Origin of the sequence: Planktothrix paucivesiculata PCC 9631, assembly GCF_900009265.2 — a bacterium.
Lineage (GTDB): Bacteria > Cyanobacteriota > Cyanobacteriia > Cyanobacteriales > Microcoleaceae > Planktothrix > Planktothrix paucivesiculata.
Genome location: NZ_LR735021.1, coordinates 55,369 through 73,248, shown reverse-complemented (window position 1 = coordinate 73,248; position 17,880 = coordinate 55,369). Strand labels below are relative to the sequence as shown.

The window sequence follows — 17,880 nt, the reverse complement described above, 5'->3', positions numbered from 1 at the left end:
CGTTCTTTATTCCTGGCAGATAAGACTATAAGTACAGGTTTTCCCTGTTCTTGAGCCGGGAAAAAACTAGAAACTAACTCTTGATATTCTTCAACAACAATATGACAATTTGAGCCACTAAAGCCAAAGGAATTAATAGCGGATCTTCTGGGATGAGGGAAATTCGGTTGCCAGTCCCGCAAATTTTTGTTGACATAAAAGGGGCTTTCTGCAAAATCATTATGGGTATTCTCCTTTTCTACATAAAGTGTAGGAGGAATCATTTTGTGGCGTAAAGAAAGGATTACTTTAATCAAACTGACGACTCCTGCGGCTGCGGAGGTATGCCCAATATTACTTTTAACTGAGGCAAGGGCACAGTATTGTTTTTTCGTGGTATAAACACGGAATGCTTCTGTAAGGGCTTCTACTTCAATGGGATCGCCTAATTTAGTACCCGTTCCGTGTGCTTCGATATATGAAATACTTTCGGGGTGAATATTATACTGTTGATATACCGCTAATTCCAGTTCTGATTGAGATTTCCCGCTAGGAGCAGTGATTCCGTTGGTTTTTCCATCCTGATTAGTACCCGACCCTTTAATCACTCCATAAATCATGTCCCCATCTGCTATAGCCCGATCCAAAAGTTTCAGGGCTACAACAGCAACAGCCTCGCCTACAACGAGTCCATCAGCAGAGTTATCAAAAGCTCTGCACTTACCTGTAGGTGAAACCATCCCTGCTTTACTCATTTCCACATAAAGTTGTTCCGATAGGTACAGTGTTACACCACCAGCCAGCATGATATCGGCTTCTCCATCCCGGAGACTTTTGCAGGCTAGGTGAACCGCCATCAAAGAGGAAGAACAGGCGGTATCAATGGTCATTACTGGCCCTTTCAGGTTTAAAAAGTATGCAACACGAGAGGCAAGAATTGAGTTAGCATTACCTAACATGACTTGCCCATGACTTTTGATTAGACCTTGTTTATATAAAAGTGCTTTGTAATCGTTATAAATAACTCCGGCAAATACGCCGCATTTCGTGTTATTGAGTCGCTGTCCGACATATCCGGCATCTTCGAGGGTATGCCAGCAGCTTTGCAGAAATAGGCGTTGTTGTGGGTCTATGACTTCTGCTTCTGCGGGAGAAATGTTAAAAAATAGCGGATCGAATTTATCAACATCGCGTAGGAATCCACCCCATTTGCTATAGCTACAATTAGGTTTTTGCGGATCGGGGTGATAATATTTTTGCACGTCCCAGCGACTTGGCGGCACTTCTGCGATCGAATCTACACCTTGTTTGAGATTTTCCCAAAACTCTGATAGGTTATCGGCTCCGGGAAAACGCCCAGACATTCCAATTACAGCAATATCTGTTGTATTTGTGATTGAGGGAGCTTTCTCTGCTGCTGGGACGGGAATTTTACTTACTTCTTGTTTTAGGGTATTGCTTTGTGGGATATTGCTTTTCAGTGTTTGATTTTTTATTAGTGTTTCACCATAGTTAGCAACAAGAAACTGGCTGAGATCTCTAATGCTCGAATAATCATAAATTACTTGAATTTTTAATTTTAAGTCAAACTCACGGTTGATTGCATCTATTAGTAATACACCTTGCAAAGAGCCTACTCCGTAATCGGCAAATCGAGCCGTGCTATTGATCTGATCTGGCTCCATTTCCATCGCTCGGCTAGTAAGATCGACCAGTTTCTTTTCAATAAGTTTGATATCGACTCGATCGATAGGAGTTGTAATGATCTTTTCTTCTGGTAAGGGAGCAGTTTGTAAAATGGTGGAATGTGCAGAAATGGGGTTTTCTGGTGTGGGAGTAAGGCGATCGCTCGCCTCTTTATAAAACACTGGATAATCGAAATGATGCTGGTTAATTTCGCGCAATTCTTCTTTAGTTTCATGAGGAGCCGCTTTGCTAATAGTTAACAGAAGATAACGTAAAACTTTCTTTTTGATTCCCTGCCCAAAACTATACCATCCCCGATATTCTTGTTCAAATTGTTTAATAATTGGGTTAACAGAACATAAATAAGCAAAATTACTTTCAAATTGCGGATCGTCTAGGAAGTTGCAAATTTCAACGCTAATGTCTACGCACTCAATAAGTTTCAGTCCGACATCACTGAGGATTTTACTGTACTGAGGGGCGGTGCTAGTAAACATCGCCAATTTAGGCATATTAATTTCGGTGACGGTATTGGCGACACAATCGGCTAAAATAATTCGACCGTCTTGGTTGAGATGTTGATAAATATTTTCAAAGGTTTTTTGTTTATGTTCAATATGGGGAAAAACTTCAAAACCGATCGCTAAATCGTAGAAACCTGGAAAGGGATCTTTGCTGCTATCTTTGCAGAAAATCTTTAGGCGATCGTCTAAACCTTTGTTTCGGATTCGATTAGTTGCCTCTTGTGCTTGGTTAGATGCGATCGTAAAACCATCACCAATTATATGGGGATAAGTTATAGACAGATCGATTAAATCTGTCCCAAAACCACACCCAATATCCATGACTTTATATACTTTAGAAAAATCTATTCCGCTATAAAGAATCCGTTTTGCTTCTTTTTGTTTAGCCGATACGATCGCTGCGTGTTCGGGATGTTTTTCGGGTTCGTTATAAATTAATAACCAGGAAAAACCTTCAATCTTCTCTGCCAAAGGTGAAAAGATCAAATGGGCATCTTCCGTCCCTAATAACTCTTTCATATAAGGAGTCATTTTATTATAAAAATTGGCAACTAATTCCCCAGTTTCTAATGGTTGATCGGGTTGGGATATTTCACTATCCACCCAACAACGCTTTCTTTCAAATGGATAAGTTGGCAGAGAAATACGTCTAGCATTTGAATGTTGATTGAGTTGTTCCCAATCAATATCAATGTGATTTGTCCACCACGTTGCCGCAGTTTGCAAATCTTTATTTTCATATAGTTGTTTTTGTTCTTCAGCAGTCACTTCTAAGCGATGCCGAGATTCTTTCTTTCCGCCTCTAAAAATGGCAGGAGAACCTGTGCCTTCCAAGTAAATAGTGAGCAAATTTAAAAGCTCTAATTTAGTCTTTACTACTACAGCAAATCGTTCTGCAAAGCTTTCTCTACCTCTTTGTAAAGTGAAAGCAATATCAGCTAGAGAAGCTGAATTTTGGGAAAGCAAATAATCTTTTAAACTCCTAATATATAGGGTAAGTTGTTCTTCTGTTCTAGCCGAAACTACTATCAGTTCTTCACTCATGGTTTTCTTCCTTTATGCCTAATTTTTTATAATCTGGATCGTATTCCTCAACAATAAGATGGGATAGCATTCCGCCACCGCCACCAGAACTGATAGCAGCACGCCGGGGAAATTCCTGCCATGAGCCATTTTTCTTTACCCGAATTCTCTGCCAAGGACTTAGTTCCCGTTGGAGATAGAAAGGAGAATTTTCTAATTCGATCGCTGGATCGAGTTCCGCAGAAAAGCGCGTTGGCAATAATTGACGGTGTTTCATTTGTAGCAAAACTTTGGTTAATTGTGCTATACCGGAAGCTGTCTCCAAATGACCGATATTGGGTTTTACTGACCCGTAAGCACAGAAGTTTGTGCGATCGGTTAATGAACGATAAGCTCGACTGATTCCCGCCCATTCCGCAGAGTCTACCACAGCAGATCCCATCGCTTGACTTTCCAAGTAACTGATGCTTTCAACACTAAATCCTGCTTTGGCGATCGCCTCTTTTACTAACAATTGTTGTGCGTGAGGAGAAGGTAAAAGAAAATCATTACTTCGACCTTTATGAAGTATTGCGGAAGATTTAATTACACCGTAGATATGATCTTTATCTTTTTCAGCTTGTTGTAATGATTTTAATAACACTGCTCCGGCTCCTTCTCCGGGAATAAATCCATCTCCATCTTGAGAAAATAAGTTGTAAGATGGTTGAGATGATAACAGTCTAAATTGACTTAGTAGCAAGTATTTTGATGGATGCAAATATAAATTAATTCCTCCAGCAATTGCTGCGTCACACTCTCCACGTCTGATACTTTCACAAGCTAAATGCACTGCTGTTAGCGAGGAGGAACAAGAGGTATCTATTGCCATGCTTGGCCCCGTGAAGTTGAAAAAGTAAGAAATTCGATTCGGTAAATTGTAGGTGGTAAAATCGATCGGAGTATTGATATTTCCATTGATTTTTGTCAGTGGATACCCAAAGGCATTTGCTCCTAAATACACAGCCACTTTTTGTTTACTTAGGGCTTGTCGAGAGTAGCCAGCATCTTCCAGAGTTGACCAAACTATTTCTAGCATAATTCGTTCTTCTGGATTCATTGCTTTTGCTTCTAGTGGTGTTATGCCAAAGAAAATAGGATCGAATTTGTCAATATCTTTTAAAAAGCCCCCTTGGATGCAGTACATTTTATTTTCACGCCCTTTTTCGGGATCGTAAAAATTTCGATAATCCCAACGTTCTCTGGGAATTTCAGTAATAGAACTATTGTTGGATTTTAGATTTTCCCAAAACTGAGTCAGATTTTCAGCTTGGGGATAACGTCCGTAAAGCCCCACAATAGCAATATCGTTTTCGGTAACTGGATCTAGCTGAGGAATATTTCTGTTGTTATTGTTTTGAATTGTTAGAGCTTTTTTCTGAGTGATTTCTTGTTCCGAGTTTTGATTTGAGCCGCCTATTACTTTTATGAGTTCTTGACGACGATCGGATAACAAATAATCTGTTAATTCCTTTACTGTTTGGTATTCCAAAAGCAAGCTTTTCGCCAAAATGCAAATTTTTGTTTCTAAAATGTGATGAAATCGGTTGAGTAAAATTGAATCCATTCCGTAATCTACAAATGCTGTGTTAACATCTATGTCTTCCCCAGGCATTTGCAAAATTTCGCTCATTATTTCTTGCAGAAATTTCGCTGTTTTTGCAGATAAATCGGCAGAATTATGATCGGTTTGTTTAACTAAATCCTTGGGTTGTTTATTTGTAGGTGATGCTTGAGGGGTCGATCGCTTTATTTCAGACAATGGCATTAATTCAATTTGATTATTCTCTTTCACTTGATGGGAAATTTGCTGTTTCACTAAACCATCACTTTCAGAAATAATTAAATGCTGACGTAGGTTAGCAAAATCTTCTCGATCGTTGAGAAAAACACATTTCCTAAAGCCTTCTTTCTCCAGAACGTTTTCCCACATACTTGTGCTGAGTAATGGCGCTCCGGGAAGTCTAAATGTTTCGTCTTCATAAAGCCACCAACCTGATAATAAACCGAAAGTTAGGGTAGCAAAATCTTGAACTTCGGTCGCTTCATTGAGTATGAGCCAACCATTTTTCTTTAACAATACCTTAGTATGAGAAAGAGTTCGCCGAATATTTTGAGTAGCGTGTAACACATTAGTTGCCAAAACTAGATCGACGTTTCCTTTATGGAAGCCTTGAACAGACACTTCTTTTTCTATGTTGAGAACGCGAAACTCCGTAAAAGGATAATCTGTGCTAAATTGTTCTCTGCCGTAGTTAACAAAAGCTAAAGAAATGTCTGTGTACACATATTTAATTTGATGGCTGTAGGGTGCGATCGCTTTGAGTACAGCAGCACTGGTTCCACCTGTTCCGGCTCCTATTTCTAGGATGGTAATTTTCTCATCGCCCTTTCTTTGTGGGAGACGAGCCAAAATATAGGAAACTACGCTGTTAGCAACTAATTGATTAAAATGATTGGCGATCGGATTTCCTTGATAAATCCCCTCTACCAAATCCAGAGAAGAATGAGGAAATATTACGTCAGTTGCTAAACATTTTCCTGTCAAAATTTCCTGAAAATGACTGAGACATTCTTCTAATAAACGTATATGTGCTTTGAGATTGGGATAAATAGACAATAATTGTTGTTTTTCGCTTTCTAGCTCGAAGAATTCCCTTTCTTGAATGCGATCTTTTAGCAAATAAATGTTGCCTTGACGATCAATTTGTGTCAAACTTGCTCGGCTTAGGATATCTACTATACAGTCATATAAACGAGAATATTGGGGTAAAATATGAAGGGTTTCTCGATCGAGTCCTCCCATCTCTTGTATAACTTTGCATAAAAATCTTGTCCCCCAATTTTCTAATTGTGTGAGAGCCTTGCGGAATTTTAGCACTTCGGGATCGATTGTGATAGATTGCTGAAGTTTTGTTCCCAGGGTTTCAACTAAAGATAAAATAGATTGAGATTGAGGTAAAACTTCTACTTGATATTGTCGATCTACGCCTAAGCTTTCTGAAAATTCTCTGCTAGTCTTCATGGCGATCGCCTGATATGCGATTGAACCAAACATTCGCTGAATAACTTCTATCCCCTCTTCAGGTTGAATAGAATATATACCTTGTTTAGCTAAACGCTGTTGATAGGATTTTTGGGCTACTATTCCCACAGTTCCCCAATATCCCCAATTAATAATATAAACTGGGTAATTTTCTGTTGCATTCAGATAGTGAGCATAAGCATCTTTAAAAGCACAAGCTGCACCATAATTACTCTGTCCCAGATTACCCATAAAGGTTTGAATGGAAGAGAAAAACATCATAAAGTCTAAATCTTCTTCTCTGACTAAATGATGTAAAATCACACTGCCTTTTACTTTAGGAGCTAAGGCAACTCGTAAAGCATTTTCATCCATTGAAGCTAGGCTTTTATCCTCTAATACCAAAGCTGAATGGAAAACTCCGTGAATCGAGCCAAATCGAGCTTTAGCTTCGGCAATAACCTGTTTCATACTATCAAAGTTTGTAGCATCGGCTTGACCGTAAAAAACAGTACCTCCTCTCGATTCAAGATCAGCAATCTGGTCTTTTTTCTGCCGATCTAGTTGGCTCCTACCGATTAAAATCAATCGAGCTTGATAATTTTCTGCTAAATATTGGCTTAAAGTTAATCCGATTCCTCCCATTCCGCCGAGAATCAGATACACGCCATTAGTTCGCAGATGATCCTGTGAAGGGTGAGGTAGCACCAATGGGTAGAGGGTGCGGACATATCGCTGTCCGGCTCTGAGGACTATCTCTTGTCCGCGATCGGATGCTGGCTCTTCTAAAATTGATTTGATCAGAAATTCTTTTTGTTGTTCCGGGTAATTTTTGTCGAGGGCTTCCGGGTCAATATCAAAACAGCTTACCTTTAATAACGGGTATTCTTTGGCAAGGGTGATACTCATCCCATTTATACTGGCTGCAAAAGGATATATTTTGCTATCAGGAAGAATGCGGTGAACGCCACAAGTAATTACTTTTAGAGATAAAGGTGCTCCTCCCATTAAACGCTTATGCAATGCTTTGAGTAGCCGGAATAAAGAAAAAACTCCTAACTCTTGACTTCGCTCTAATTGGTCTATTTGATCGCAATTTTCATCCAATAAAAATGGTTGTATGCCACCAAGAAAGTAGATAGTATCGAGATTTTCCAGACGATCGAGATTAGTCAACCAAGTCTGGGGATTTTCCATCTCCCCTAATTTTATCAATAAGACTTCATCTTGAGCATAAGCTCTAACTAACAAGCTTTCCAGCCAGATGTTTTCAGGGGGAGTTACCACTAATACTTTTTTTGTGCTAATTTGTAAAGAGACAGTATTTTTTAATTGTTGATTTCTTAAAGATTGGGGTACCCATTCTAATCGATACAACTCTAAAAAGTTTGTTTCTCTATCCGAAGTTTGATTCTCGATTGTTTCATTATTTATGATTGTCGTAGTTGGGGATTGATGTTCTTTTTGGCGATCAATAGGGAGCCAATAACGGGTTTTTGCAAAAGGATAAGTCGGCAGTTCAATCCGTTGCGGAAGCTCTGTATATAATAAATTCCAATTAATTGAATCACCTGAAATCCAGAGTTGAGCCACTTTTTCTAGTATTTTTTCTTGAACAGCTTGCTGAATTAAACTGCTGTTATTTGATTTTTCCGACTGCTTCTCAAGTTTTGTTGCTGACGGTTTTACACTACCGGAAAATACTCTGGCTATGGGTGAAATTCCTTGATTATAAGCATCTAATTTGTCGATCAAATCTTCAAGGCTCGATACGACTAAAGCCAATCGTTCCTGCATAGCTTCCCTACCAATCTGGAGTGTATAAGCGATATCCCCAATGGCAGTTTTTGGGTAAGATTGCAACTGGTTTTCTCTAAGATAATTCCAGAGATTTTTAACAATTTCTCCTAAACACTCTTTGGTTTTTGCCGAAAGTACGATTAAATAATCTTGGTTCCGATTTGAATGCCTAAAAACACTGGATGGCTTTTCATATTCTTCTAAAACAACGTGCGCGTTTACGCCTCCAAAACCAAAAGAACTTACCCCTGCCCGTCGAGGTATTAGCTCTCCGTCAGCATTGTGTAAACGCTCCCAGGTTTTTGTTTGGTTAACAATGTAAAATGGACTTTTTTCCAAGTTAATGTAAGGATTGAGTTCTTGAAAATGAAGAATTCCAGGTACTTTTTCATGTTTCAGGGAAAGAACTACTTTTAAGAGTCCGGCGATACCTGCGGCTGCTTCTAAATGACCAGTTTGCGTTTTTACAGAACCAATTCCACAGTAGAATTGTTTTGGGTTTGTTGTTCCCCAGCGTTTTTGCAATTCTGTAAATGACTTTTTCAAACCCTTTATTTCGATCGGATCTCCTAAGCTAGTCCCCGTACCATGTGCTTCAATATAAGTAACAGTTGAAGGATCGACATTTGCATTTTCATAAGCATTAATCAACACCTGAGCCTGAGAATTTGGATCGGGTGCTGTTAGTGAATTGGCATGACCCCCATGATTAATGGCTGTGCCACGAATGACAGCATGAATGATATTACCATCTGCTTCTGCTTGTTTAAGAGGTTTTAACAAAATTGCCCCAACACCTTCTCCCCGAGCATAGCCGTCTGCTTTGCGATCGAAAGTTTTGCAGCGTCCATCTTCACTCAGCATTCCCGACTTACTAAATGAGAGGGTAAAATGCGGTGTGAGTATAATATTTACTCCTCCAGCGATCGCCATTTCGCAACTACCATTACGGATAGATTCAACGGCATAATTTACTGCTACCAATGAACTAGAACAAGCTGTATCTATGGGTAAACTGGGGCCGCGTAAATTGAACAAATAAGAAATTCGATTGGCTAGAACTGAGGGACAAGTACCCGTTGATGTATGGGCTTCAACTGAAGGAGCATGAGCTTTCAATAAATCACCATAATCAGTATTAGCTACGCCCACAAAAACCCCGGTTTTTGTACCTGATAAAGCGGACATTTGCAGCCCAGCATTCTCGACCATTTTCCATACAGCTTGTAGGAAAAACCTCTGTTGTGGGTCCATCAATCTCGCTTCGTGCGGTGAAATCCCGAAAAAGGCAGCATCAAAAGCATCTACCTCACTGATAAATCCGCCCCATTTGGACTTAGTTTTATTGTCCTCTGTCTTATGATCGCCATAATAGGTTTTCCAATCCCAGCGACTTGGAGGGACTTCCACAATCCAATCTTTCCCCTTGATAAGTCCTTGCCAGAAAGATTCTAGATCTTGCGCTCCAGCAAATATACCACTAATACCAATGATGGCGATCGGTTCATTCGCGTTCTTTAATTCAGTACTTTTATGGTTAATTCGCTCTTCAACAGTTATTGTATTTACATAGTCAGATTGGGGAAATTCCGGTTGAGAAACCAATTCATAATGTTGAATTAATTGGCTGCGAAATTCTTGGCACAGATAATTTGCTAGTTTTTCTAATGAAGAATACTCAAAAAACAGGTCGGGAGTAATTTCTAAGTTAAATGTTTCGTTAATTGGATTAACTAATTCCATAAAACTAATGGAATCAAAGCCGTAATCACTCATGTTTTTTGATGTGACAACTGCTTCTTTCGACATCTTCAAAATAGAACTAGCCATACCAACCAAATCATTTATCGTTAAGTCTAATAAAGCTTGTTCATCTATAATATAAGATGCTTCTAATGATGGTTTAACCGGATCTAATAATTTCGGTTTTGCCGTCAAATTATAATGTTGAATTAATGGGCTGCGAAATTCTTGGCATAAATAGTTTGCTAAGTTTTCTAATGAAGAATGCTCGAAAAATAAATCGGGAGTAATCTCTAGGTTAAATGTTTGGTTAATTGGATTTACTAACTCCATAAAACTGATGGAATCAAATCCATAATCGCTCATGTTTCTTGATATGACAATTGTTTCTTTTGGCATTTTCAAAATAGCAGATACCATGCCAACTAAATCATTCAGCGTTAAGTCTAATAAAGCTTGTTCATCTAACACATCTAATGTTTCTACTGGGGGCTGATTTTTTTTGTGTACAGGTCTTAACAGGAAATTTTTGATTCTGACAAGTTCTTTCCCAGTTCGATCTAGAATATAGGCATCATAGCGATCGCCAAATCCGCGATTATTGGTAGCCATCCCTTTTCCTGAACAAACCGCATATACATAACAGGATTGAGCTACCGATCCGAAAATTTCCACTTCACCTATTGTATAAGGAATGTGCAATGAAGAAGAAGTTAACCCCCAAGGGCCCCCCAACACGGTTTGTAAAGCACCATCCATTAACGAAGGATGGAGCATGAACTTGTTTGCGTCTTCTGCTAAAATATCAGGTAATTCCAGAGTAGATAAAGCTTCTTTATCGTTACTAACTAACTCTCTAATGGGTTGAAATGTTGTTCCTAATTCTAGTCCGAATTTACGTATTCGATCATAGATCTCTTTACCAGTTATATGTTTTAAACAGCTTTGTTTAATCGCCTCAATATCTATTGTTTTGGCTACATTATTTGACTCTTGAATTTCTTCTTCGTAAACTACTTTTCCTTGCGTGTAAATAGAATTTTTGCCTGCTCCTTTTTCATCCCGAATTTCAAATATAACGGATCGATCGATCCGTCGCAAATATAGTTCAACGTTTAAAGAAGAACTGTTCACCTGAATCGGGCGTGCCCAAACAATTTGTCGAATTTTCCGCACCTTTTTCCCTTCGGCTATCTCGGCAGCGATGCGTGCCATTTCTATCGTTGCCACCCCAGGTAACACTTTTTCTCCATTAACAATATGATCCTTTAAGTAAAAGGCATCGGCTCGCAATATACTAGTAAAAACTTGTCCCCCGTCTGCTGCAACTTGGTGTTGAATTAATGGATGATCTTGCAGATTATTTTCCGTCTGTTTTCCTAGTGTTGATTTTATATTTTCTGGTTTTATATTTGGCAGCCAATAGCTCTCTTCGGCAAAGGGATAAGTGGGTAAATGTAAACGTTGCGGGTAATTTTTTGGGGGATATAAACTTTGCCAATTTATATTACATCCCATCACCCATAAAGAAGCGATATCCTGCCAAGATTGACTTTTAGCTAAACTTTGAATAAACGCGATTCCTTCTTTTCCCTCAAATGCCGGGACTTTTTTACCTGACTCCGAGCTTCCCCGAATACAAAGGTCTTCTTGTCGGTTTTGAAGATAAGCGGAAAGTCGATCGAGCAACTCTTCTATTCCCGACACAACCCAAGCCAGTTTTTCTGTCATTGACTCACGGCCTATTTGTAAAGTGTATGTCAGATCTCGGAGAGCGATCGATTCTTGATGATTCTCAATTTGATTCTTGAGAAAATCGTGCAATTTTTGAGCATAAACTTTTAGTTGTTTCTCATTTTTAGCGGACAACACTGCCAAACAGGATTGAGAATTATTACTATTGGGTTTTGATTTTTGATTTGCTGATGCCAAGGATAAATATTCCTCAAGTACAATATGAACGTTCGCTCCTCCAAACCCAAAAGAACTTACTCCTGCTCGTCTGGGTAATTCTCGACCTGCATCATCTTTTAAACGTTGCCAATTTTCCCGATCTTTAACGATCCGAAATGGACTTTCCTGTAAATCGATATAAGGATTTTGTTCCTGAAAATGTAGCGATTTAGGAAGGCAACGATATTTCATCGCTAACACAACCTTAAGCAAACCAGCAATTCCCGCAGCAGTTTCTAAATGCCCAATATTTGTTTTTAACGCCCCTAGCGCACAATGATTATTTCTTCCTTTTCCTTCTTTTCCCGATTTTTGATAAATAATTTTAAATGCTTCTTTCAGGGCATTGATTTCTATCGGGTCGCCTAAACTAGTGCCTGTGCCGTGAACTTCGATATAACCTAATAAATCGGGATCGATGTTGGCTTGATCATAAGCTGTGACTAACAATTCTTTTTGAGAATCTACACTTGGCGCAGTTAAAGAATTAGTCCGACCGCTGTGGTTCTCCTCTGAACCCCGAATCACGGCGTACACGGGATCTCCATCTGCTAACGCTTGACTGAGGGGACGAAGCAACACAACCCCAACGCCTTCGCCTCGAACGTATCCGTTGGCAGATCGATCGAATGTTTTGCATCTGCTATCCTCACTTAAGTAACCTCCCTTTGATAATGCCAAATGGAATAGGGGACTGAGCATGAGATTTACTCCGCCCGCCAATGCTAACTCACAAGAGTTCGTTTTAATTGCCTGTATAGCTCGATGAACTGCCATCAAAGAACTGGAACAGGCAGTATCTACCACAAAGCTTGGGCCTTTAAAGTTGAATAAGTAGGAGATTCGATTGGCAATTATCGAAGTAGAATATCCAGAAAGAGTGTAGCCCTCTATTTGTTGATTGCGCTGTTGCTGCAATTCCCAATAATCCGCTCCAGTTGCGCCGATAAACACTCCCATTTCTTGAGCAGCAAAATCGGAAGGTTTATGGCCTGAGTCTTCAATAGCTTCCCATACTGTCTGTAACAATAATCGCTGGCGTGGGTCGATTAACTCGGCTTCCCTTGGTGACAATCCAAAGAAAGAAGCGTCAAATTTATCAACATTATCAATAAAGCCGCCCAAAACTTGTTTGATTCCAATTTCTTGCATTTTCTGGCGATAATAATCACCATCGGGTCTATCTTGTGGCAATTCTCGGATAGCATCTTTTCCTTGGAGTAAGGATTCCCAGAATGCTGTCAATGTATTTCCCCCTGGCAGAATTCCGCCTATTCCAACAATTGCGATCGGATCATCCACTCTACTGGGAGTTGGCTTTGAATCAAACACAGGTAAAACCTGGTTTTCTTGTCTAGGTGGTTCTGAATCAGAAGACAGTTTTTTCAGATGTTGCTGATAATATTGTGTTAGACTTTCTGGAAAATTATCTTTTAAATATTTAGCAATTTTGCTGATAGTTGAATGCTGATAAAATATCGTCGGATTTGTTTTAATATTATAGGTTTTATTCAGGGCTACGCTTAAACTGGTAAAGCGTAATGAATTATAGCCATATTCTCCAATATTTGAATTGACGTCCAATGATATATTTTCAAGTTTTAAAACTTGAGCAACGATTTTTCGCAAGTCTTGTTGCAATAACTGATTAAAAGACTTTTGGGGAAAACCGTAATCTTCTTTCAATTTATTGAGAGAAACTGTAGATAAACATTTGCGATCGATCTTGCGATTAAGTGTTTGTGGGTAGATTTGCAAACAAATGAAGATTGACGGAAGCATATATTGAGGCAACCATTCTTTGAGTTCTTCCGTCCATTCTCTCGTAACAGATAAGCTGTGTCCCTGTTTGTCTAAAATAAATGCTACGAGTCGTTTATCGAGTCCATCTTCTCGCAACACAACCACCGCATCATCTACATTTTCTAATTTTCTGAGTGCGCTTTCAATCTCCCCTAATTCTATTCGGAAGCCTCTCAGCTTTACTTGAAAATCGATGCGTCCGGCATAGATCATCCGTCCATCAGGCAACCGTTTTACTAAGTCGCCAGTCCGATATAAAGGTGGGGAACCTTCTGGTGTAAAAGGATTATTAACAAATTTTTTCCTAGTTTCTTCCGGTCGTCTTAGGTATCCTCTAGCCACCCCTTCGCCACTAATATATAATTCCCCCAATTCTCCATCAGGAACTGGGTTTTGTTGTTCATCAAGGATATAACATTGTGTATTGGCGATCGGACGACCAATTGTAATTTGATCGCCATAATTTATCCTAGCTAAAGTAGACCAAATTGTTGTTTCTGTAGGCCCATATAAGTTCCACAATTGTATTTCTTTCTGCAATAACTTCTGTGCTAATTCTTCACTGAGAGCTTCCCCACCACACAAAAGTTTTAGTGATTTTTTCGGTTCCCATCCAGCTGCCAGCAACATTTGCCAAGTAGCTGGTGTTGCTTGCATCATAGTCATGGAGTTAGTATTCTCTATTTTTTCTCGTAAGCTTAAGCCATCTCGCGTAATTTCGCTAGGCAGAACTTCAACACAACCTCCGGTAATTAAAGGCAAATATAATTCTAGTGCCGAGATATCAAAACAAAAGGTAGTTAGTGCCAATAAATAATCATCCTGTCCACAATTGAATTCATTTGCCATTGAGCATAAAAAGTTCGTCAAACTATGATGTTCAATGGCAACTCCTTTGGGTTTACCAGTAGACCCAGATGTATAAATAACATAAGCTAGAGAATCTCCTTGATCGCCATCTTTTTCCCAGTCTAACTGTCGTTCCGTTGGCTCTATTTTTTCTCTATCTTCAACATATAAAATTTTACTCTTAACTTTGGGTAAGTTTGCCACAATTTCCTTTTGAGTGATTACCCAGGATGCTTGAGCATCATCAAGTATATAAGCGATTCGTTCCCCAGGATAAGAGGGATCTAATGGTAAGTATGCGGCTCCGGCTTTCATCACCGCAAGCAAGGCGATCGGCATTTCCAGCGCAGGTTGAACAAAAACACCAACTAAGTCTTCTTCTTTTACTCCCTGACTGCGGATATAAGTTGCTAATCGATCGATCTGTTCCGCCAATTCTTGATAAGTTAATTTCTGATTCTGGTAAACGAGTGCTGTAGCGTTTGGGTTTTTTCGGACTTGTTCCGCAAACAAATCCACCATACGTTTTTCTCTGGGATATTCGACAGGAATATTATATTTTTCTCCAGAAAACATTGTTTCTTCCTTTGAAGTCGTTATGTGTTGAGATGTGGTTCTCAAATTATTGAGAGTGATTTTTTCTGCCGAAGGTAATCTAAAAATGACGTCAAAGTCGCCTCTAGCATTGCTTCCTAACCAACTGATAGTTATAGCATAATTTTCTTCTTTAGCCAAAAGCTGCCAATCTTGGGGAGTTTCTCCGATCGCTTCCCATTTTTGTAACCTGCGACGTAGATTTGCAACCGTTTCATTAGTTGCCGCTGATTTTATGTAATTCCACGCCATTACATCCTGTGAAATGCGACGATTAGGAATACCGATAATCTTTAAATACTGAGGTCGATCCCCACGTAGAATTTTCTGAACTTTTTGCCGATTTAAGTTTTCCTTGTGCCAATCTAAACAGGGAATTTCCCCCGATTTTGTTTCTTTCTTTCCTAGTCGAAGAATTACATCATACCGAAATTTGGTTAATTCATTGACACTATTTCCTTCTTTTAACAAAACTTCGACATGATTAATTTCGGGAAATTCTTCTCCGATTTTGAAAAAAAAATCTGGATCGACACAGAGTTCTTCTTCCTGAGTTTCGCGCCTTAATACTTGTTGCCTTAATTGCTCCAAAGGAGTTTTTTTTGTGGCGTTAAATAAAGCAACAGAAGAATAATAGATTGGCAATAAAAGAGCGTTACGAACATCTCCAATAAAACAAGTTCCGCCAGCATCTAGTTTTTCTATTACTCCTTTTATTACTTTTTTTAAATAAGCTAAACTAGGAAAATATTGAATAACGGAATTTAAAATTGCGGTATCAAAAGTTTGTTGAGGCCATGAAGAAAAATCGTCAGCCGATCTGTGTGATAGTTCTAAATGCTTGATATTCTCGGAACTGCGATCGTAAGATTCTTGAATATAGGTAAGGGCATTTTCCGAAAAATCTGTTCCGTAGTAATAGAGAGCATCAGGAAGCAGAGGAGATAAAATAAGTCCGGTTCCACAGCCAATTTCTAGAATGCGAGAAGGTCTACATTCTTCTTGAATTCTTTGCACCGTAGAAGCAACCCATTCCCGCATTTCATCATCGGACATTCTATTTCCGGTATAACTATTTTTCCAACAATTTATGTTAAAGAAGGGATCTTGTTCGGAGGTTTTTCGATCTTCCTCATAGATGTGATTATAAACCAGCCTCCATTGATCAACTCGATCTCGATCGGAGTTGTTCATTTCTGTGGATGCTGAGTTGAGAAGCGAAACATCATTTTTTATCAAGTTATTGGTTATGAAATCCGTTATGATAAAAAATTCAAAATCCCGAAGGAATTTTTCCACTTGGAATTGTTCTAATACTTGAGTATTAAACTTGAGATAACCAGAGAGTTTTTGATTAGAGATGATAAAAGTAATATCTTCTCCCTTTGGTTGATAATCTTCGGGATTGTCTATTTGTAGCGTAACTATAGGGAAAGATAATTGTTTTTGGATTTTTGACTGAAGTGAAGGATATCGACTCCGTAAATCTCTTGTATAGGTATGATTTTGTCTCGTTGATTGTAGACTTTTCTGGCAATCAGGCAGAAATTCTGCAAAAGGTTTTCTAAATTTTACCTCAACTCGGAAGGGTACATAAGGGGCAAAGAACCCGATCGATTTCTCAAATGTTTCAATCAGTTCTTGATTTCCATACCCAATATCAAAACATTGTTGTTGGCTGATATTAGCAAGGTAGTAGAAGAAGGCGGCTGCTAAAAAATCTTGATGATTTTCTGATTGATGACTAGCGAAAAAGGCTGATAATTCTGTCGGAATTTTTAGGGGTATAGTTTGATAAATAATGGGGCGATCGCTAAAATTAATAGATATATTTTCCGAAAAATACCAATTGACCTTCCCAGGCTGATAATTTTCCCATTGTTTTACCCAAGTAGTCTCATAGGGAGTAATTTTCTTCAGGCAAGCATCTATTTTTTCAGTAATTTGGGTATCTAATTCGGTTAGGATCATCCCCTGATAAATTCCCAAACGTTCAACAAAATCTCTGATTGTTAATACTTCCCCTTCAATTGTGAGGACTTCTTCAAGCAGAATGTCCCCGTTTTCTGTAGCGATTTGAATCTGGTGCTCATTTATATTGACAATTTCTCCTGGCTGTGATTTCTTCTCTGACGGCAAAACAGAACAAGTTTTAATAATAAAAAACTCTTTTTTCACCAGAAACTTAGCAACACCAAGGGGTTTAGGGTAAGGCCCCAAATCTAAAGCTCGAACTAAATTATAAATTTCTTCTGCCGTTGTCTTCCATGAAACAACTCCCCCGTGCAACAGACGTTTATAACGCGGAAAATAGCTTCTTCGATCTAAATTCTGTTCCTTAATATTTACAGTTCCCCGAACCAAATCATCGATTAATTCTGCAAATGATTGAATCCCAGCCTGATAACATTTTAAATTAACCTCCAGTGCTGTTTCATCTTTACCAATATCAATGACCTTGTGTTTAAGAATCCCTCCTGCATCCGCCTTTGATGTCATCAAATGCCAACTCACTCCATGCTGCTTTTCCCCTTGCATAATAGCCCATGATGTCGCATGAAACCCAGCATATTCAGGTAGTAAAGAGTCATGAAAATTAATGGCTTGTCTCCTTGGTAAAGACAAAACTTCATCAGGAATTAAGAAAAAGCTATAGATACTAAATAAATAATCGAAAGCAGTTCTTTTAAGAATTTCTTTCCAATTGTCGGTTGGATCAGTTAAATGAATTTTTTGTCCCTCTGCCCATTTGACAATTAACGAATTTGAGGATACAATACCAAAAATTTCGTGTCCTTGTTCAATAAGATATTCACTACATGAAATTAATAATGTCCCTTCTCCGATCATATAACTTCGCAT

General features: G+C 38.8%; 2 protein-coding genes (1 of these 2 only partly in view). Both read right to left on the bottom strand.

The window, feature by feature from the left end:
• On the bottom strand, positions 1-3,233 hold part of the coding region annotated (locus PL9631_RS17670; RefSeq protein WP_197046412.1) for an SDR family NAD(P)-dependent oxidoreductase (this coding region is incomplete at its 3' end). 10,934 nt of the annotated region lie to the left of the window's left edge; 3,233 of 14,167 annotated nt are visible.
• Positions 3,226-17,880: an amino acid adenylation domain-containing protein gene (locus tag PL9631_RS17665; protein WP_156090616.1), complete on the bottom strand. Its 14,655-nt coding sequence runs from the start codon at positions 17,878-17,880 to the stop codon at positions 3,226-3,228. The genes PL9631_RS17665 and PL9631_RS17670, both read right to left, overlap by 8 nt.